We start from the raw sequence: 18,174 nt of genomic DNA, 5'->3' as shown, positions 1-18,174 counted from the left end.
ACCACCGTCCACATCTCCGAGGACGCCGCCGGCCTGCTGAACAAGACCTTCGGCACCGACGCCGTCAAGCGCGGCCTCCTCGTCGGCACCGCCACCATCACCGCCCAGATCAAGTAACACCCCGCACCACCCCAGTCGGCCCGGACCACGCAACAGCGCGGTCCGGGCCGAACTGCGTTGTGCGTCAAGCGTCGAGCGGAACCGGGCGTACCTGGTGAGACCGCGCGTACCTGGTGGGTTCTTTCGACCAGGTACGCCCGTTCTTGCGAACCAACGCGCGCGTGATGGGAAAGAACGGGCGTCGTGTGCGGACGTCGGGCCGGCGGCCGCCGTCGTCACGGGCTGGGCGACACCTCACGCGGTCGCGTTCGCGTGAACTGTCGTTCAGCGCGAGCTCCGACCGGACCGCACCGCGCCACCGCGCCACCGCTCAGCCGCGCCGCCACCACCGCCGCGGCTTCGCCTCGAGCCGCGCCTGCTCCGCTGCCCGCGCGGCCGAAGCCATGCGCATCTCGCGGCGTTCCCGCCAGGCGAGCACCTCGGCCTCGACGTCCCGCATCGGCGTCACCACCGGCGGCCCGCCGAGCAGCTGCCGCCGGGCCTCCTTCACCCGCGCGTTGAAGTCCACGAGGACGTCGCGCACATCGGTCTCGAGCGACAGGGCATCGAGAGCGTCGTCGAGTTCGGCGTCCTCGGTGCGGAGCGCCAGGGCCGGCGGCGCGATGCCCCGGATGTCCTCACGCTCGATCTTCGACTTGATCCACCAGTCCGGATCGTGCTGCCCGTCGAGGCCCGGCAGCGGCTTGCCGTGGTAGGGGTTGCCCTCGAAGACCCCCCGGCGCTCGGCCTCCTCGATCTGGGCCCGGGCGTGGGCGGCGACGTCGGCGGCCTTGAGCAGCCGACGTTCCTCACGTTCCGACCGCACCTCGTCCGGATCGAGCGACCCCCGCTCGATCTCCTGGTCGACGAGTTGCTGGTAGCGGTAGCGGGCGGCCCTGCGGAGCCGGTCCATCCGTGCATCGACGTCGTTCATCGTCAGACCATGATGCCCCGCACCCCCGACGGGCCGTCCAGCCCGGTCAGGACTCCGACGCGACCTCTTCGATGGTCAGCGCGGCCTGGATGAGCGCCAGGTGCGACAGCCCCTGCGGGATGTTGCCCATGAAGTCCCCGTCGACGGCACTGAGCATCTCGCTGAACAGGCCGACGTCGTTCGCCTGCGCGACCATGTCGTCCATCAGCTGCTTCGCGTCGTCGATGCGTCCGACGCACGCGAGCGCGGCCGCGAGCCAGAACGAGCACGCCACGAACGGCGACTCCTCGTCCTCCATGCCGGAGTACCGGTAGACGAGCGGCCCGTGCTGCAGCTGCTCCTCGATGGCCCGGATCGTGGACTCCATCCGCGGCCCGCGGTCGAACGCCGACATCGCGTGCAGCAGGATCGAGCAGTCGAGCGCATCGGTGCCCGGGTGCATGACGTAGTGGCCGAGTTCCTCGTTCCACCCGTGCTCCGCGACCCAGTCCTCGATGAGCTCCCGGTTCTCGATCCACTTCTCGCGTGGGCCGTCGATCATCCCCGCGTCGTGCAGTTCGACGGCGGCGTCGAGCGCCTGCCAGCAGCCGATCTTGCTCGTCGTGTAGTGCTGCGCCTCCTGCAGCTCCCACATGCCCGAGTCTGCTTCCGGCCACCGGTGGCACGCGTCGTCGGCCAGCCCCTGCAGCACCGAAGCCGTCTTGCGGTCGAGCACGTTGCCGGCCCGGACGTACTGCCGCATGATCTCGAACACGTCGCCCCAGACCCCGAGCTGCAGCTGGTCGCCGGCCCGGTTGCCGATCGTGACCGGTCCGATGCCGTTCCAGCCCGGGACGTCGCGCTCCTCGACGGCGTCGCTCTTGGTCCCGTCGAGTCCGTAGAAGATCGGCATCGTCTCGTCGTGCTCGGCGATCGTGCGCATCACCCACGACACGGCGGCGTGGGTCTCCTCGCGCAGGCCGAAACGGGTGAGTGCGTGCACCGTGTACGCCAGGTCGCGCACCCAGGCGAACCGGTAGTCCCAGTTCTTCCCACCGGTGCGGTCCTCGGGCAGGCTCGTCGTCGGCGCCGCGGCGATGGCGCCGGTGGGGGCGAAGATCAGGAGCTTCAGGGCGAGGGCGCTGCGCTGGACGGCGTCCGACCACGGGCCGTCGTAGCTGAACTCCCTCGACCAGGTCGACCAGTTCTCGATCGTGCGGTCGACCCCTTCGAGGGTGCGCTCCGGCTCGGGCAGGAAGATCGGTTCGTCGTACGTGCCGACGATGGTCAGGATCGACTTCGAGCCCTCGGTCGTCGAGAACCGCCCCGAGAACCGGGGCCCGTCGTCGTGCACCGGCTCGAAGCCCTGCTCGACGATCGCGATGGTCACGCCGTCGACGCCGATCACCGTGCCGTTCGCGGTGTCGAGTCGGCGCGGTTCCGCGGTGTTCAGGATCGTGCCGGGCACGACCGCCCACTCCATCTCGACCGAACCGTCGACCCCCTGCACGCAGCGGCCGATCTCGGCCCAGGGCAGCCGTCCGGCCACTCCAGTGACCATGGCGTCGGTCACGGTGGCCGTGCCGGACGGGGTCGTCCAGGTCGTCACGAGCACGTTCGTGCCCGGCAGGTAGGCGCGGGACGCCTGCGCCTGGTCGTCCACAGGCCGCAGCGCGACGTGCCCGCCGTGCTCCGCGTCGACGATGCTCGCGAACACCGGCGGTGAGTCCATCGACGGGATCGGCAGCCAGTCGATCCGGCCGTCGAGCGCGATGAGGGCGACCGTCCGCCCGTCGCCGATCGCGCCGTACGAACGGAGCGGGACGTACCCGTTGGTCCGTTCCTCGTTCTCGGTCGCGTCGGGGGTGTCTCGCGTGCGCTCGGTCATGCGTCCAGCCTGCCCCGGCCCCGGCGGCGACCATCAGGCGGACGTACCCCTCGTGGCGGACGCACCCCGGGCCTCCATGCCGACACGCCCGCGCGACTTGCGCATCCCGGGCGTGTCGCACTAGCGTCGTCCTCCTGCCGATCGGCAGACCGCCCGTCCCGGGCACACCGGAAGGACCGCGCATGCGCGCCGTGCAGCACAACGAGGAACGCGTCGAGCTCCAGCTCGCCGCGACCGCCGTGCTGTCCGAGCAGCAGTGGTCCTCCAGCTATCCCGCGTAGGCACGCGACGTCCCACGACGCCCCGTGCCCACCCGGCCCGGGGCGTTCGTCATCTCCGCCTCCTTCCGTCCGCCACGACCGGCGACGACCAGGAGGCCCGGCGTACGACCGTCTCGGACCGTCACCTCGACCGTCACGAAAGCGAGACGACTCCATGAAGAAGATCAACGACCGATTGCTCAGCTGGGCCTCGATGCTCGAGGACAACACCGAGCAGCAGGCCCGCACGACCGCGCGCATGCCGTTCGTGTTCCCGCACCTGGCCCTCATGCCCGACGCGCACCTCGGCCTCGGGGCCACCGTCGGATCCGTCATCCCGACCCTCGGCGCGATCATGCCGGCGGCCGTCGGCGTGGACATCGGCTGCGGCATGATCGCGGTCCGGACGCAGTTCACCGCCGCGGACCTGCCCGGCGACCTGCAGGGGCTGCGCGAGCAGATCGAGCGCGCGATCCCGCTGTCGGCCGGAGCGTCGAACCGGAAGATCGTCGCGACCGCTGCGCCGCGCATCGCGGAGCTCGAGGCGATGGCCGAGACCGCCGGGTTCGACCCGGACGGTGTGCACGGCGGCTGGCGCAACCAGCTCGGCACGCTCGGTTCCGGCAACCACTTCATCGAGGTCTCCCTCGACGAGCAGGACCGGGTCTGGCTCTTCCTGCACTCCGGGTCGCGGGGCGTCGGCAACAAGATCGCGCAGCGCCACATCACGGTCGCCAAGCGGATGATGGAGCGCTGGTGGATCCGGTTGGCGGACCCCGATCTGGCCTACCTGGTCGAGGGCACGCCGGAGTTCGACCGGTACGTCGCCGAGCTGCGCTGGGCCCAGCACTTCGCCCTGCTCAACCGCGAGGAGATGATGGACCGCGTCGTCCGGCAGCTGTCCGAGGCCGTGGGCACGCCCGTCGACGAGCAGGAGCGGATCAACTGCCACCACAACTTCACGCAGCGTGAGACGCACTGGGGCAAGTCCGTGTGGGTCTCGCGCAAGGGGGCGATCCAGGCGAAGGTCGGGCAGCCCGGGCTGATCCCGGGGTCGATGGGCACGGCCTCGTACGTGGTCGAGGGACTCGGCAACAAGCCCTCGCTCGAGTCGTCCCCGCACGGTGCCGGCCGGCTGTTCTCGCGGAGCGCTGCCCGGCGGACCTTCACCCACGAGCAGCTGCGCGAGGCGATGGCCGGCATCGAGTACCGCGACACCGACGCGTTCCTCGACGAGATCCCGGCGGCGTACAAGCCGATCGACCAGGTGATGGCCGACGCGTCGGACCTGGTGTCCATCCGGCACACGCTGCGGCAGGTCGTCAACGTGAAGGGCGACTGAGACGCGTCCACCGACGAAGGGGAGGCCCGTGGCCGCGCGCCACGGGCCTCCCGTCCGGTGCGGGGCGGCACCGCGGCCCGGCGCGGCCCGGACAGGACGGCTCGCGTCGGGCACGCTTGACGAGATGAGCGACACGGCGGAGCACGCAGCACGGGAGACCGGACGACAGGTCCGGCGAGCGGCCGACAGCCGGTGGTTCGAGGTCACGGCACGCGCCGGGTTCGTCGGCAGCGGCATCGTCCACCTGCTGATCGGGTACCTGGCGATCCTGCTCGGCATCGGCAACGCGTCCTCCGGCGGCGAGACGGACCAGTCCGGCGCGCTGCAGCAGATCGCCGCGGTCCCCGGCGGGGTGTTCCTGCTCTGGCTGATCGCCGTCGGTACGGCCGCACTCACCGTGCGTCTGGTCGTCGAGGCGATCGTCGGCGGCCGATCCGACACCACCCGGGGCTGGCTCGCGCGGTTGAAGGACGTCGCGAAGGCCGTGGTCTACGGCGTGATCGCGTACTCGGCCGCCTCGTACGCGCTCGGTGCCGGCTCGAGCTCGAGCAGCTCGTCCCAGAGTGCCGCCGCGAAGACCCTGGCGACGCCGGGCGGGGTGTTCCTGCTCCTCCTCGCCGGGGCGATCGCCGTCGCGGTCGGCATCGGCCTCGTGGTGATCGGTTGCCGTCGGTCCTTCCGCAAGCAGATCACGCGACCGTCGGGCCAGCTCGACCGCGTGGTGACCGTGCTCGGTGTCGTCGGGTACGTCGGCAAGGGCATCGCCGTTGTCATCGTGGGCGTGCTCATCGCCGTCGCGGGGCTGCGGAGCGACCCAGACCAGGCCACCGGCCTCGACGCCGCGTTCGACGCCGTGCGGAGCATGCCCGGTGGCGTGTTCGTCCTCGTCGCGATCGGCATCGGGTTCCTGGCCTTCGGCGTCTACAGCTTCTTCCGCGCGCGGTTCGCCCGCCTCTGACCCGCGGGTGCACAGACGACCGGACCGGCGCGGACCTTCGCGCTGCGCGACACCTCACGGGCCGAAGCGGGCGTGAGGTGTCGCTGAGCCCGTGAACTCGCAGCCGCGCCGCCGCCGCCGCGCCGCCTGAGCGAGCACGGACCGCCCCCGCGGTAGACGGGGTCGATGAGCACCAACGCCACGACCGGCCCCGCGACCGTCTTCGCCGACGCCCGAGCGGTCCTCGCCGAGAGCATCGTCTGGGACCCGTCGGCACAGCTGCTCCGGTGGGCGGACATCACCCTCGGCACCCTCAACACCGCCGAGGCCGACGGCACCGTGCGCTCGAGCGTGCCGCTGCCGCCCCCGCTGGCGAGCTTCCAGCCCCGGGCCTCCGGCGGGTTCGTCGCGGCCCTCGGCGACACCGTCGTGGTGACGGACGAGCAGGGTTCCGTGGAGCGCGAGATCGCCCGCGTCACCCACAGCACCTCGGGCAACCGGTTCAACGAGGGCAAGTGCGACCCGTTCGGCCGGTTCCTGGTCGGCAGCATGAACGTGACGACCGGCGAACCCGACGCCGCGCTCTACTCGATCGAGGCCGACGGCACCACCCGGGTGCTCCGCGGCGGCTTCGGCGTGACGAACGGCATGGAGTGGTCGGAGGACGGCAGCACGATGTACGTCACCGACACCAGTGCCTCGACGGTCTTCCGCGGGTCGTACGGCCCGGACGGCGAGCTCGGCGAACTCGAGCCGTTCATCGTCGGCCAGGCGCACGACGGCCTGGTCCGCGACGACGAGGGCTGCTTCTGGAGCGCGGTCTACGGCGGCTCCCGCGTCGAGCGCTACGGGCCCGACGGCTCCCACCTGGAGACGGTCGAGCTCCCCGTCGCCAACCCGACGTCGGTGGCGTTCGGCGGGCCGGACATGTCGACGCTCTTCGTCGGGACGGCCCGCGAGAACCTCACCGAGCAGGACCTGGAGCAGGCGCCGCGGTCCGGTGCGGTCTTCGCGGTGCCGACGACGGTGCACGGGTTCCCCGCGACCACCTTCAGCGGCTGAGCACGTCGTCACCGCCCGGGAGGACGGCGGCCGGGTATCCTGGGCGACCGCCCGACCGGAGGAGACCCACGTGGACGACGAACGCCAGGCACCCCGGCCGGACCCGGCCGGCGAGCTCGCCCAGGCCGAGGACGCCGACGTCACGGTGCAGGTCGACCGGGTTGCCGTCGACGGCACCTACGTCCGGGTGAGCTCGATCGGTGCGCCCGGCGCACGGGCCTTCGTGCTCGTCGCGGGGCTCGGCATCGCGTCGACCTACTACGAGCGGCTCGCCCCGCACCTCAACGAGAACGGCCCGGTGCACGCGCTCGACCTGCCGGGGTTCGCCGGCGTCCCGCGGTTCCGCGGGAAGGTCACGATCGAGCGCTACGCCGACGCGGTCGAGCGGGTCGTCGACGACCTCGGGCTCGAGGACCCCGTCCTGGTCGGGCACTCGATGGGGACCCAGGTCGTCACCGAGGTCGCCGCCCGCAGGCCCGGGATCTCCGACCTCGTGCTCATCAGCCCGGTCGTCGACTCCCGTGCGCGGACCGTCCGGCAGTCGGCCTTCCGCTTCCTGCGGTCGGCGCTGCACGAGCCGTCCGCCGTCCGCTGGCATGCCGTCACGGCGTACGCACTGTGCGGCTGGCACTGGTTCCGGAAGGTCCTGCCGCGGATGATCGCGTTCCCGATCGAGGAGCGCGCCGCCCACGTGCAGGCCCGCGCCCTGATCGTCCGCGGTGAGCACGACGCGATGGTGCCGCGGGACTGGGTCCGTCGGCTGGCGCGGGTGTTCCCGTACGCGGTCCTCCGCGAGGTCGTCGACGGCGCGCACTCGGTCATGCACGCACAGGCCGACGCGGTCGCGCGGCTCGCGGTGGCGCACGTCGACCGCCGGATCCCCGACCGGGGCGTGTCGTCGCTGCAGCGGGTGCGCGACGACTCGACGTCGTCGGACCTGGCCCGGCTCGGCCCCGGTGACGCCTGGCTGCTGGTGAAGTCGCGGTTCATCGAGCTGTTCGGGATGGCTCGGAACGACGACGAGACGCTCGAGGCAGCCAAGTCCGCGCACGCCGTCGCGATGGCGGACGGCGACGACCTGCCGGTCGACCCGGCGGACCGCCGAACGGTCGTCGACGAGGTCGCGCCGGAGTCGAAGTAGCGAGCACGGCCGGAGCAGCGAGCACGGTCGGACCAGCGTCCGCCACGGTGTCCGGCTGACCGCGACCACCGCGACGGGTGAACGGTCAGGGCGTGATGCGGCCCGGCAGCATGTCGGGCGTCAGCGCGTTCGCCTCGGCGAGGACCGTGCGGGCCTCGTCGGTCTTGTCCCACACGTTCCAGAGCAGCACGCCCCGGACCGTGTCGTCGTCGTCCAGGTAGTAGACGACCCCGGTCACGGTGGGGTCCTGCCAGTCCTCGACCGTGCGCAGCTTCGAGCTGACCTGCCCCACGGCCTCGTACCCCATGTCGAAGACGTCGGAGTAGAACATCGGCGTGTGGTCGTAGGTCTCGTCGGCGTCGGCCAGGTTGCGGCCTGCCTGCCGACCCTGCTGCTGGGCGTTGTCGACGTGCTCCACCCGGCGGGTGCCGAGGATCCGGTCCGGGTACTCGGCGACGTCACCGGCAGCGAACACGGAGTCGTCGTCGGTGAGCAGGGTGGAGCTGACCACGATGCCGTCGCGGACGGTGAGTCCGGCGTCGGCGGCGAGCTGCGTCGCGGGCTCGATGCCGAGCCCGGCGACGACCGCGTCGGCCTCGACGACGGAGCCGTCGTCGAGCGTCAGCCGCACGCCGTCCGCCGTCTCGGTGCCCTCGGACACCCGGCGGCCGGTGCGGAGCTCGACGCCGTGGTCGACGAAGCGCTGCTGGAACGCCCGGGCCAGGTCCTCCGGGAACATCCGCCCGCCGACGACCTCGTCCGGGTCGACCAGTGTGACGCGCGCGCCGTTCTGCACGATGCCCGCCGTGATCTCCTGGCCGATGTACCCGCCGCCGACGACGGCGACGTGCGCCCCGGCGTCCGCGAGTTCGCGCAGCCGTCGGTAGTCCGACGCGCTGCGGTAGTCGAACACGCGTGCCGACGGGGGCAGCCCCGGCAACCCGCGGGGCTTCCCGCCGGTCGCGAGCAGGAGCCGCTCGTAGCCGTGGGTCGCGCCGTCGGCCGTCGTGACGGTCTTCGCGGCACGGTCGATCGCGGTCACCGCGGCGCCCAGGACGAACTGTGCCCCGGTCTCCTCGGTGTGCAGGTCGACCTTGTCGTCCCAGCTGAAGTCCGGGTCGGTCCAGAGCTTCTTCGACAGCGCGGGCCGGGCGTACGGCCGGTCGACGTCCTCACTGAGGATGCCGATCGACCCGTCGGTGTCGAGCTCGCGGATGCCACGGGCAGCGGCGTCGGCGACCATCCCGCCGCCGACGATGAGGTAGCGGAAGTCGGTCATGACGCCTCCTGGCGGTGCTGTGGTGCCACGATCAGATCGTGGCGACCGAGCCGGAGTCGACCCGGTAGTTGGCGCCGTTCACGAAGCTGGCCAGGTCCGAGCACAGGAAGGCCACGACGTTCGCGACCTCTTCCGGCTCGCCGCGTCGCTTGAGCTCCATGTACGGCCGCTCCTCGTCGAGGAAGCTGCCGATGGCCTCGTCGAACGAGGTCCCGCGCTGCTTCGCCCGCTTGTCCATCATCGCGTCGGTCATCGGCGTGTGGATGAACGCGGGGGAGACCGTGTTCACCAGCAGACCCTCGGAGGCGTAGGAGCGTGACAGGCCCTTCGCGAACGAGAGCACCCCGGCCTTGGCGGCGCAGTAGGGCAGTTCGTCGTCGTACGGCTGCGAGGCGTCCTCGGACACCAGGTAGACGATGCGTCCCCAGCCGCCCTGTCGCAGGTCGCCGATGAACTCGCGGGTGATCCGCACCGGCCCCATCAGGTCGATGTCGATCGTCTCCGCCCACCCGGCCTCGTCGATCTCGTGGAACATGCCCTGGGCGCCGGTGACACCCGAGGACTGCACCAGGATGTCGATCTCGCCGACCGCTGCACGCACCTTCTCGTGCAGGCCGGCGAGGCTCTCGGCGCTCCGGACGTCGGCGGCGAAGGCGTGCAGCTTGCCGAGCGGCGCCTCGAGCTGGTCCGCACTGGTGTCCAGACGGCTCTGATCGATGTCGGTGACGACCACGGTCGCACCCTCCGCCAGGAGGATGCGTGCCGTGTTCCAGCCGATGCCGGAGTCGCCGCCGAAGACGAGTGCGGTCTTGCCCTGGATACCGAGGTCCACCCGGGCCCCTACGCGTGTGCCGACGCGTCGGCGACGGCGGGCGTGGTGGCGGAGGCCAGCGGGGTGCTGGGAGCGCGGTTCTCGGCGGAGACCATCCACGCGAGCTGCTCGAGGCGCTCGATGAAGCCGTGGAGCAGGTCCGCGGTCGTCGGGTCCTCGTCGTCGACCTCGTCGTGGACGTCGCGCATGGTGCCCGTCGCCTGGTACAGCCGGAGCGTGACCTGGTCGATGGCGTCGTGCGTGGTGATCTCGCCCGAGGGGAACGCGTCGAGGTGGCTGCCCGCGGAGACGGTCGCCGAGCGGCCGTCCGGCACGAGGTACAGCGCGCGCATGCGCTCGGCGGTGTCGTCGGCGAACTCACGGGCCGCGTCGACGATCTCGTCGAGCTGCAGGTGGAGGTCGCGGAAGTTGGTGCCCAGGATGTTCCAGTGGGCCTGCTTGCCCTGCAGGTGCAGGTCGATGAGGTCCACGAGGACCGCCTGGAGGTTCTTGGCCATCTTGTCCGAAGCGTGCATGGTTGTGGCTCCTTTCGCGTCGGTGTGACCGTTCCGGTCTACGCGGTGCCGCAGTGCACGTTCTCAGTGCGCTCGGAGGCAGCGTCCCCCGAGGCAGTCCGGCGCGGTGCTGCTCAGTGCGACGGCGCGGGGTCGACCTGGTCGACCGCGTCGCGCATCCGCTCCAGGAAGTCGGCGACGATCCGCGCCTCGGACGCGGGAAGCCCCTCGGCGATCGACATCATCCGGCGGTGCATCACGCCGAGTGTGGCGCGGACCTCGTCGTCGGTCTCGGTCGTCGGCGTGATGACGAGGGCCCGGCGGTCGGTGGGGTGCGGGTCGCGACGCACGTGGTTCGACTTGACCAGGCGGTCGATGAGGATGGTCGTCGAGGCCGACGAGATCTTGAGGTACGCGGCGAGGTCCTTCGGGCTCACGGTCGTGCCGGAGCGCTGCGCCTGCAGCAGGAAGCGCACGGCGAGCAGGTCGGTCTCGCCCATGCCCATCGAGTCACGGGTCCGGCGGCGCATGGCCGTCTCGGCGGATCGGTACCGGCGCAGGGCGTTCAGCACGGCGACCCCGCGTTGGGTCGCGTCGTCGTCCGGGAACCAGTACCCGGACGCCTCGGTGATCTCCTGCGTGGACATGGCGTTCAGGGTAACCCGTCTCGTATCTCGGCCGTCTAGCGAACTCCCGGGTTCTGCGGTGACCGATGCGTCCGCACCGTCCGACGCGTCCCCACCTGACGGACAGGAGGCCCGTGGCGGGGTCGCCACGGGCCTCCTGTCCGACGGTCGGTCGCGTTACGCAGCTGCCTGCTCGTCCGTGCCGGCTGCGGCCTCGGCGAGCGCGGTGAGCGCGCCCTGCACGAGCGTCGTGACCTCGGCGTCCTCGCGCGGGTGGGTCTCCGCGAAGCGGACGACCGACTGCGGGATGGCGACCTTGACGTCCTCCAGGACCTTCGCGCCGGCGATGCCGGCCGCCTTGCGGGCGTCGTCGTGCGCCCAGACGCCGCCGTACTGGCCGAACGCCGAGCCGATCACGGCGAGGGGCTTGCCGGACAGCGGCGAGGCGCCGAACGGACGCGAACCCCAGTCGAGCGCGTTCTTCAGGACGGCGGGGATGGTGCCGTTGTACTCGGGGGTGATCAGCAGGACGGCGTCCGAGGCGGCGACGGCGTCGCGGAAGGAGACGGCAGCGGCGGGCGGGGTGTCGCCGTCGATGTCCTCGTTGTAGAACGGCAGGTCGACGATGCCGTCGAAGGTGTGCAGCTCGATGCCCTCCGGCGCGTGGTGCGCGGCGGCCTCGGCGAGCTTGCGGTTGATGGAGTCGGCGCGCAGGCTGCCGACGAGGACGAGGACGTTCGTCATGGAGCTCCTTCTGTTGCGGGATGCTGTTGCTGGACGGAAAGGTGTCAGCGACAACCAATGCGATCGTACGGGGCGCTATTCCCAGCCCCCTGGGTACGGTGGCGACGTGACCACGCTTCGGACCCCGGCCAGCACGCCACGAACCACCGACCCGAACTGGTGGCGCGATGCCGTCGTCTACCAGGTCTACCCGCGCAGCTTCGCCGACACCGACGGCGACGGACTCGGTGACGTCGCGGGCATCACGAGCCGGGTGCCGTACCTGGCGTCGCTCGGCGTCGACGCGCTGTGGCTCTCCCCGTTCTTCCCGTCGCCGCTCGCCGACGGGGGCTACGACGTCGCCGACTACCGTGCCGTCGACCCGAGACTCGGGTCCCTCGACGACCTGGACGCGCTGGTCCGGGCCGCCCACGAGCACGACCTGAAGGTCATCGTCGACATCGTGCCGAACCACACCTCCGACCAGCACGAGTGGTTCCGGGCCGCACTGGCGTCCGCGCCGGGGTCGGCCGAGCGTGCGCGGTACGTGTTCCGTGAGGGCTCCGGTGACTCCGGGGAACTGCCGCCCAGCGACTGGGTGTCGAACTTCGGCGGCAGCGCGTGGACCCGGGTGCCCGACGGGCAGTGGTACCTGCACCTGTTCGCACCCGAGCAGCCCGACCTGGACTGGTCGAACCCCGAGGTCCGCGCCGACTTCGAGGACACGCTGCGCTTCTGGTCGGACCGCGGCGTCGACGGGTTCCGGGTGGACGTCGCGCACGGGCTGGCGAAGGACCTGTCGACCCCGTACCGGCCGTCGAACGAGCAGGACCTGCCGCTCGACGGGTCCGATCCGCTGTACGACCGTGACGAGGTGCACGAGATCTTCGCCACCTGGCGCCGGGTGCTCGACGAGTACGACCCGCCCCGTGCCGCGGTCGCCGAGGCCTGGGCCCCGGCACCCCGCCGTGTCCTGTACGCCCGGCCGACGGAGCTCGGGCAGGCCTTCAACTTCGACCTGCTCGAGGCCCCGTTCGAGCCGGACGCCTTCCGTCGGATCATCGAGCGGAACCTGGCCGCCGCGGAGCAGTCGGGTGCCTCGAGCACCTGGGTGCTGTCGAACCACGACGTCGTGCGGCACCCCACCCGGTACGGCCTGCCGGACGGCACCGACACCGACGCCTGGCTCATGACGGACGGCACGACGCCGGAGCTCGACCGTGCACGGGGGCTCCGTCGGGCACGCGCGGCGACGCTGCTGGTGCTGGCGCTGCCGGGGTCCTCGTACGTCTACCAGGGCGAGGAGCTCGGGCTGCACGAGGCCGCCGCGATCCCGCGCGACCTGCTGCAGGACCCGAAGTGGCTCCGCACCGGGCACACCGTGAAGGGCCGGGACGGCTGCCGCGTGCCGATCCCGTGGACGCGCTCCGGGCCGTCGTTCGGCTTCGGGGACGTCGCACCGCACCTGCCCCAGCCGCAGGACTTCGGGGAGTCGTCGGTCGAGGCCGAGGACGGCGATCCCGGGTCGACCCTGTCGCTGTACCGCCGGGCGTTGGCCGCACGGCGTCGGCTGCAGCAGGGGGAGGCGCTGACGTGGCTGGAGTCCGGCTCCGAGGTCGTGGCGTTCGCCCGGCACGACGGCTGGCGGTCGGTCACGAACTTCGGCACCGCGCCGGTGCCGCTGCCTGCCGGGACGGTCGTCGTCGCGTCCGGGTCGCTCGACGAGGTCGCGGCGGGGCTGCTGCCTGGTGAGACGACGGTGTGGCTGGCCTGAGCGTTCCGCTTGCGTCGTTCTTCCTCCACAGCCCGGAGGCCCGTGGGGGCGTTCCACAGATCGTCCCGCCGCCGCCCGGGGTGACGTCCCGGTCGCGAGCATCGGGGCATGACAGATCCCACTGCACCTGCACCAGCACCAGCTCCAGCCAAGGCCCCAGCTCCTTCCCGCGACCGGCGGTCGTTCCGGTCGCGGGCCGTCCGCCGCCTCGCTGCGGCCTGCGCCACGCTGACCGCGATCGGTGTGCTCGCGGCGCCCGCGGTCCTGCCGTCCGGGTCGAGTGCGGCAGCCCTCGACTTCCCGTACGTCAACCAGTTCTCCAGCGCGTCCGGCGGCGCCCTGCACGGGGACGCCACGGTGTCGGGCGGCCGACTGCGGCTCACCGACGACGTCCGGAACCAGGCGGGAGCGTGGTCGACGAACGACACGTTCCCGTCGGACACCGGTCTCGAGATCGAGTTCACGTACGCGATGCACACCGAGAAGGACGACCCCGGGGCGGACGGGCTGCTGCTGTACCTGGCCGACGGCGCCGCGGCGCAGGGCGTCGGGTCCTTCGGCGCCGGGCTCGGGTACGCCTGCCGGAAAGAGGCCACCGAGGGCGGCGGCCGGGCGTGCGACCTGCCGGGGGTCCCCGGGGGTTTCGCGGCCGTCGCGATCGACCACTACGGCAACTTCTCGTCACGCATCAACGGGTCCGGTCCCGGAGCACAGCCCGACCACGTGGTGGTCCGGGGCTCGGGCAACGGGACCGAGGGCTACCGGTACGTCGCCGGAGCCGCGGCACCGGGTGGCACCGTGACGGCCGGTTCCACGCCCCGCACGGTCCGCATCACCCTGCTGCCCGACGACGACGGCGGGCTCGCGGTCACCGTCCGGCTGCAGGTCGGCTCGACCATGCGCACCGTGCTCGACTCGGTCCCGCTGCACGGCGACGGCCAGGCCTCGCTGCCGAGCACGCTGCGCCTCGGGTTCGCCGGGGCCACCGGCAGCCACGTCGACAAGCACGAGGTCGACGCGCTCCGGGTCTGGAAGCCGGCGGACCTGTCCGTCGAGCACGACCTGCCCGCGACCGCGACGGCGGGCGAACCGCTCCGCTACACCGTGACGGCGCGGAACCCCGGCCCGAACGCCGCCGACCCGAGCCCGCTGCAGGTCGACGTCCCCGACGGCATCGAGGACGTCACCTGGACCTGCGCGGCTGCGGACGGCTCCACCTGCGTCACCGGGTCGGGCACCGGTGACGTCGCGACCGACCTGTCGTTGCCCCGAGGGGGTTCTGCCGTCGTCACGATCGAGGGCCGGGTGGCCGAGGGCACGTCCGGAGCGCTGGAGAGCACGGCGACCATCGCCCCGCCGACCTCGTTGTCCGACACGAACGAGGCCGACAACGCCTCCCGGGCGACCACCACCGTGGCGGCACCGGTGATCACCGCCGACGTCGAGACGGACAAGTCGGTGTCGCCGTCGACCGTACGGCCCGGTGACGAGGTCGAGTACCTCGTGACGGCGAGGAACCGGGGGCCGTCGGTGGCGCAGCAGGTCGGGGCGGTCGACGACCTGCCCCAGGCCATGCGGTTCGTGGGCTCCGACGACGGGTGCACGGCCGAGGGGCAGCGGGTGACGTGCAGCTCGGACGTGGCGCTCGAGGTCGGGGAAACCCTGGACTTCCGGATCCGCGCCGAGCTCGACCCCGCGTACCAGGGGGACGGCTCCGACGTGGTGAACGTGGCGACGGCGACCTCGCCGACCGACCCGGACGGCGGCGACCCGTCGACCGGCGTGGCGATCGTCGTCGGCCCGGACGACGGGGGGCCCGCGCCGAGCCCCGCGCCGACGAGCGACCCCGTGCCGACGACGGGGCCGGCGCCGGACGACGGTGACGCCGGCGGGGACGGCTCCGCAGGCGACGACGGTCCTGGCGTCGACGACGGCGGAGCCGGTGACCCCGCAACCGACCGTCGGGCCGCGGCCCCCGTCGGGGCCCTGGCCTACACCGGCGCCGAAGGGCTCGGCCTCGCCGCCGCGCTCGCCGCCCTGCCCGCCGCCGTCGGATCCGGGTGCTGGTGGCTCGCCCGACGCCGTGCTCGCCGGGACGCGCCGACCGACGGCCCCCAGCAGCCCTGACACCGCCGGGACGGCACCGGACGGTGGTGTCGTCCCGGCGCACGGGTGTGGACGTCCACAGGGGGACGAGTCCGCTCCGGTCGGGCGTCCACCCCACCGGCGGTAGGATCGGATCCACGATCCGCATGCCCGAAAGAGGTCTCGTGTCCGACACCGTGGACGACGCCACCACCGTGGAAGACGCGACCCAGCGCGCGCGGTACTGGCCGATCCCGATCCTCCGGGCGGTCCCCGCAGCGGTCGTCGCGATGGTGATCACCTTCTCGACCAACCACGCCGCGGGGTACGGGCTCCTGCTGTTCGGCGGCTTCGCCCTGGTCGAGGGCCTCGTGCTCCTGTTCGCCGGCCTCTCGCGACTGCCCCTCGACGGCCGTTCGCGTCGCACGACCCTGCTGCAGGCCGTCATCACCCTGCTGGCCGCGGTCGCCGCGTTCGCGTGCAACGGGTTCGGGCTGCCGGCCTTCATCACGGTCATCGTCGCCTTCGCGGTGCTGACCGGAGCCCTCGAGCTGTCGCAGGGGCTCCGGGCCCGGCGTCGCTCGCCCTTCGCTCGCGACTGGACCACGATCGGCGGCCTCACGCTGCTGCTCGCGGTCGCGTTCCTCCTCACGCCGCCGGACTACTCCCAGCAGCTCGGTGGCGTGGAGCAGGTCACCGGCACCCTCGACGCCTCGATCGTGCTCGTCGGCCTGCTCGGCGCGTACCTCGCCATCACGGCCGTCTTCCACGTGATCGCCGGCCTCTCGCACAAGTGGGGCACGGCCACGCCGGCCGTCGCCCCGGACGGAGCACCACACGCATGACCACCCCCAGCCGTCGTGACCGTCTGCGCCCGGTCGAGCTCCTCGGGATCTCCGCGATCGTCGCGGTGTTCACCGGGCTCGTCGTGCTGTTCTCGACGCGGGAACTGCAGCTGGCCGTGATCTTCCTCGGTGTCGCGTTCATCGTGGTCGTCGTCGTGCTCGCCATGCTGCAGCTCGCCTCGTCGAGCGAGCAGGACGACAACGACATGCTCGGCGGGCACAAGACGCCGGGCGAGGGCGACGGCGACGACTTCCACTGACGGCTGACGGCTGACGGCTGGCGGTCGCGGCAGCGGTGACCGCATCCTGACGACGGACACGCCCGAGATCACGAATCCGGAACGGTCCTGTCAGGATCGCGGGTCCTACCGACACCTCTGGGTGAAGGAGGTGGGATGTGGACGTGACGACCGGCACCGACACGGACGAAGGACTCGTCCGTGCAATGGCGCAGGGAGACACCGGCGCGCTCGCCCGGGCGTTCGACCGGTACGCCGCCACCCTCACCCGCTACGCGTGGGCGCTGGTCGACGACCGGTCCGACGTCGAGGAGATCGTGCAGGACGCATTCCTGACGCTCTGGCAGCGCGCCGCGACCCTCGAGCTGCCGGCGGACACGGTGCTGCCGTGGCTGCTCGTCGTGTGCCGCAACCACGCCTTCAACACCGGGCGCAAGCAGGCCCGGCGCCGCACGGTTGAGCTGCCGGAGCACCTCGCCTCGCCCGCCGACCACGACGAGGCCCGTGAGACCCTGCGCTGGGTCCGGGCCGAGATCGCCGCGCTCCCCGACCTCGACCGCCGCATCTGCGAGCTCTGCCTGCTCGAGGGCCACTCGTACGCCGAGGCCGCCGAACTCCTCGGACTCACGGTCGGCGCGGTCACCCAGCGGGTGTCCCGCAACCGTCGACGACTCAAGAAGGTGGTGATGCACGATGAACACTGAGCCTCCGCAGGGCGACGACCTGCAGCGCATGCTCGTCTCGATGAAGCAGAACGTCCTCGAACGTGCCACCCCGCGTCCGAAGCGTCGTCGTGTCCGACCCGGTATCGCGCTCGGCATCGTCGGTCTGCTGGCCGTCGGCACCGCGACGGGCGCGGTCGCCCTGACGCTCTCGCAGCAGAACACCGACCCGGTCGCCGCTCCCACCCAGACCCAGCAGGCCGAGCCCTCGCCGTCCGCGACGACGCCGAGCTCCGCCCCGATCACGGGTGCCCCGATCCCGAAGCCCACCCCGACCCCGACCCCGGCCCCGCCGACGCCGCCCGCGTCTGACGTCCGACTCCCCGGCGACTGCTACCTCCTGGTGCCCGACGACGACTACGACCGCTTCTTCGGGGCAGCGCGGCACGAGTCGATGATCATCGCGCCCGGCGGGGACCGCGAACCGGACGGGAACGACCGCATCCAGGGACTGCGTGGCGAACACGAGGTCCTGAGCTGCACCTGGCAGAACGAGGGCGTCGAAGCGAACCTGACCCTGGCCGTCGGCCACGTCGCGGACTTCGGGCCCGGTATGTCGGAGGACATGGTCGAGCGCCGCGGCGGCACGTGCACGGACCGGCTCGGTGGACGGCTCTGCCAGAGCGCCGGACTGTCCGGTGGCGGCGGCACGCTCACGACGACCCGGTTCGAGCGGGACGACATCGTCATCGCGATCAACCAGACCGACTTCCCGACAGACGGCCTGCTCGACGCCGTCGTCGGGGAGATCTGGGGGGACTGACGGCCGGGAGGCGCGTGGCGGACCCGCGCCGCGCCTCCCGTCCGCCGGTGGAGACCCCGACGGATCGTGAGCAGAAATGGTCGCCTCGCGCACCGTGACGCGACCGTTCCTGCTCACGAAGCGAAGCGCGCAGCGCGGCGCACCGAAGCG

17 protein-coding genes are annotated in these 18,174 nt (G+C 72.0%); 10 read left to right on the top strand and 7 right to left on the bottom strand.

Annotated features, from left to right (window positions below):
• Nucleotides 1–430: 430 nt before the first annotated feature.
• Both H7A73_RS12455 and H7A73_RS12450 read right to left on the bottom strand, forming a co-directional pair.
• Nucleotides 431–1,033: a DUF1992 domain-containing protein gene (locus tag H7A73_RS12455; protein ID WP_182066242.1), complete on the bottom strand. Its 603-nt coding sequence runs from the start codon at nucleotides 1,031–1,033 to the stop codon at nucleotides 431–433.
• Nucleotides 1,034–1,079: 46 nt separating this feature from the next.
• The gene (locus H7A73_RS12450; protein ID WP_182066241.1) at nucleotides 1,080–2,900 is read right to left on the bottom strand and encodes a glycoside hydrolase family 15 protein; all 1,821 of its coding nucleotides are present in this window, start codon (nucleotides 2,898–2,900) and stop codon (nucleotides 1,080–1,082) included.
• A 435-nt stretch (nucleotides 2,901–3,335) separates the two neighbouring features.
• Between H7A73_RS12450 and H7A73_RS12445 the strand changes: the two genes are divergently transcribed.
• From H7A73_RS12445 to H7A73_RS12430, 4 genes are all read left to right on the top strand, one after another.
• Complete coding sequence (locus H7A73_RS12445; RefSeq protein ID WP_182066240.1) at nucleotides 3,336–4,502, top strand: RtcB family protein; 1,167 nt, start codon at nucleotides 3,336–3,338, stop codon at nucleotides 4,500–4,502.
• A gap of 124 nt (nucleotides 4,503–4,626) precedes the next feature.
• Nucleotides 4,627–5,460, top strand: a complete 834-nt coding sequence (locus H7A73_RS12440; RefSeq protein WP_182066239.1) for a DUF1206 domain-containing protein — start codon at nucleotides 4,627–4,629, stop codon at nucleotides 5,458–5,460.
• A gap of 165 nt (nucleotides 5,461–5,625) precedes the next feature.
• Nucleotides 5,626–6,501 carry an SMP-30/gluconolactonase/LRE family protein gene (locus H7A73_RS12435; protein WP_182066238.1) on the top strand — a complete coding sequence of 292 codons (876 nt, stop codon included), beginning with the start codon at nucleotides 5,626–5,628 and terminating at the stop codon, nucleotides 6,499–6,501.
• Between the two features lie 70 nt (nucleotides 6,502–6,571).
• Nucleotides 6,572–7,642, top strand: a complete 1,071-nt coding sequence (locus H7A73_RS12430; protein WP_182066237.1) for an alpha/beta fold hydrolase — start codon at nucleotides 6,572–6,574, stop codon at nucleotides 7,640–7,642.
• Nucleotides 7,643–7,727: 85 nt separating this feature from the next.
• On the opposite strand, the gene H7A73_RS12425 is transcribed toward H7A73_RS12430, so the two are convergent.
• The 5 genes from H7A73_RS12425 to H7A73_RS12405 form a co-directional block, all read right to left on the bottom strand.
• Entirely contained in the window at nucleotides 7,728–8,921 is a 1,194-nt protein-coding gene (locus H7A73_RS12425) for an NAD(P)/FAD-dependent oxidoreductase (protein ID WP_182066236.1), read from the bottom strand.
• A gap of 31 nt (nucleotides 8,922–8,952) precedes the next feature.
• Complete coding sequence (locus H7A73_RS12420; protein WP_182066235.1) at nucleotides 8,953–9,753, bottom strand: SDR family NAD(P)-dependent oxidoreductase; 801 nt, start codon at nucleotides 9,751–9,753, stop codon at nucleotides 8,953–8,955.
• An 8-nt stretch (nucleotides 9,754–9,761) separates the two neighbouring features.
• Nucleotides 9,762–10,268: a Dps family protein gene (locus H7A73_RS12415; RefSeq protein WP_071404882.1), complete on the bottom strand. Its 507-nt coding sequence runs from the start codon at nucleotides 10,266–10,268 to the stop codon at nucleotides 9,762–9,764.
• 113 nt (nucleotides 10,269–10,381) lie between these two features.
• Nucleotides 10,382–10,894 (bottom strand): MarR family winged helix-turn-helix transcriptional regulator, encoded by a 513-nt coding sequence (locus tag H7A73_RS12410; protein WP_182066234.1) that lies wholly within the window; start codon nucleotides 10,892–10,894, stop codon nucleotides 10,382–10,384.
• A gap of 156 nt (nucleotides 10,895–11,050) precedes the next feature.
• Complete coding sequence (locus H7A73_RS12405; RefSeq protein ID WP_182066233.1) at nucleotides 11,051–11,617, bottom strand: NADPH-dependent FMN reductase; 567 nt, start codon at nucleotides 11,615–11,617, stop codon at nucleotides 11,051–11,053.
• A gap of 106 nt (nucleotides 11,618–11,723) precedes the next feature.
• On the opposite strand from H7A73_RS12405, the gene H7A73_RS12400 reads away from it, so the two are divergent.
• The 6 genes from H7A73_RS12400 to H7A73_RS12375 all read left to right on the top strand — a co-directional run bounded on the left by H7A73_RS12400 (nucleotide 11,724) and on the right by H7A73_RS12375 (nucleotide 18,024).
• A complete protein-coding gene (locus tag H7A73_RS12400) occupies nucleotides 11,724–13,370 on the top strand; it encodes a glycoside hydrolase family 13 protein (protein ID WP_182066232.1) in 1,647 nt (548 codons plus the stop codon).
• Nucleotides 13,371–13,478: 108 nt separating this feature from the next.
• Nucleotides 13,479–15,497 carry a lectin-like domain-containing protein gene (locus H7A73_RS12395; protein ID WP_182066231.1) on the top strand — a complete coding sequence of 673 codons (2,019 nt, stop codon included), beginning with the start codon at nucleotides 13,479–13,481 and terminating at the stop codon, nucleotides 15,495–15,497.
• A 143-nt stretch (nucleotides 15,498–15,640) separates the two neighbouring features.
• A complete protein-coding gene (locus H7A73_RS12390; protein WP_259362870.1) occupies nucleotides 15,641–16,300 on the top strand; it encodes a DUF308 domain-containing protein in 660 nt (219 codons plus the stop codon).
• Complete coding sequence (locus tag H7A73_RS12385; protein WP_027464979.1) at nucleotides 16,297–16,560, top strand: hypothetical protein; 264 nt, start codon at nucleotides 16,297–16,299, stop codon at nucleotides 16,558–16,560. The genes H7A73_RS12390 and H7A73_RS12385 overlap by 4 nt, the downstream gene beginning before the upstream one ends.
• Nucleotides 16,561–16,703: 143 nt before the next feature.
• The gene (locus tag H7A73_RS12380; protein ID WP_182066229.1) at nucleotides 16,704–17,243 is read left to right on the top strand and encodes an RNA polymerase sigma factor; all 540 of its coding nucleotides are present in this window, start codon (nucleotides 16,704–16,706) and stop codon (nucleotides 17,241–17,243) included.
• Nucleotides 17,233–18,024, top strand: coding sequence for a hypothetical protein (locus H7A73_RS12375; protein WP_182066228.1), 792 nt, complete (start codon nucleotides 17,233–17,235; stop codon nucleotides 18,022–18,024). The genes H7A73_RS12380 and H7A73_RS12375 overlap by 11 nt, the downstream gene beginning before the upstream one ends.
• Nucleotides 18,025–18,174: the final 150 nt, after the last annotated feature.

Source organism: Curtobacterium sp. ME12 (assembly GCF_903970855.1).
Taxonomy (GTDB): domain Bacteria; phylum Actinomycetota; class Actinomycetes; order Actinomycetales; family Microbacteriaceae; genus Curtobacterium; species Curtobacterium poinsettiae_A.
The sequence above is the reverse complement of the archived record's forward strand: the minus strand, read 5'-3'. Positions and strand labels throughout refer to the sequence as shown.

Coding starts and splice junctions, on each gene's coding strand:
- H7A73_RS12455 (WP_182066242.1), bottom strand. CDS start 1,033: ATGAACGACGTCGATGCACGGATGGACCGGCTCCGCAGGGCCGCCCGC.
- H7A73_RS12450 (WP_182066241.1), bottom strand. CDS start 2,900: ATGACCGAGCGCACGCGAGACACCCCCGACGCGACCGAGAACGAGGAA.
- H7A73_RS12445 (WP_182066240.1), top strand. CDS start 3,336: ATGAAGAAGATCAACGACCGATTGCTCAGCTGGGCCTCGATGCTCGAG.
- H7A73_RS12440 (WP_182066239.1), top strand. CDS start 4,627: ATGAGCGACACGGCGGAGCACGCAGCACGGGAGACCGGACGACAGGTC.
- H7A73_RS12435 (WP_182066238.1), top strand. CDS start 5,626: ATGAGCACCAACGCCACGACCGGCCCCGCGACCGTCTTCGCCGACGCC.
- H7A73_RS12425 (WP_182066236.1), bottom strand. CDS start 8,921: ATGACCGACTTCCGCTACCTCATCGTCGGCGGCGGGATGGTCGCCGAC.
- H7A73_RS12415 (WP_071404882.1), bottom strand. CDS start 10,268: ATGCACGCTTCGGACAAGATGGCCAAGAACCTCCAGGCGGTCCTCGTG.
- H7A73_RS12410 (WP_182066234.1), bottom strand. CDS start 10,894: ATGTCCACGCAGGAGATCACCGAGGCGTCCGGGTACTGGTTCCCGGAC.
- H7A73_RS12405 (WP_182066233.1), bottom strand. CDS start 11,617: ATGACGAACGTCCTCGTCCTCGTCGGCAGCCTGCGCGCCGACTCCATC.
- H7A73_RS12395 (WP_182066231.1), top strand. CDS start 13,479: ATGACAGATCCCACTGCACCTGCACCAGCACCAGCTCCAGCCAAGGCC.
- H7A73_RS12385 (WP_027464979.1), top strand. CDS start 16,297: ATGACCACCCCCAGCCGTCGTGACCGTCTGCGCCCGGTCGAGCTCCTC.
- H7A73_RS12375 (WP_182066228.1), top strand. CDS start 17,233: ATGAACACTGAGCCTCCGCAGGGCGACGACCTGCAGCGCATGCTCGTC.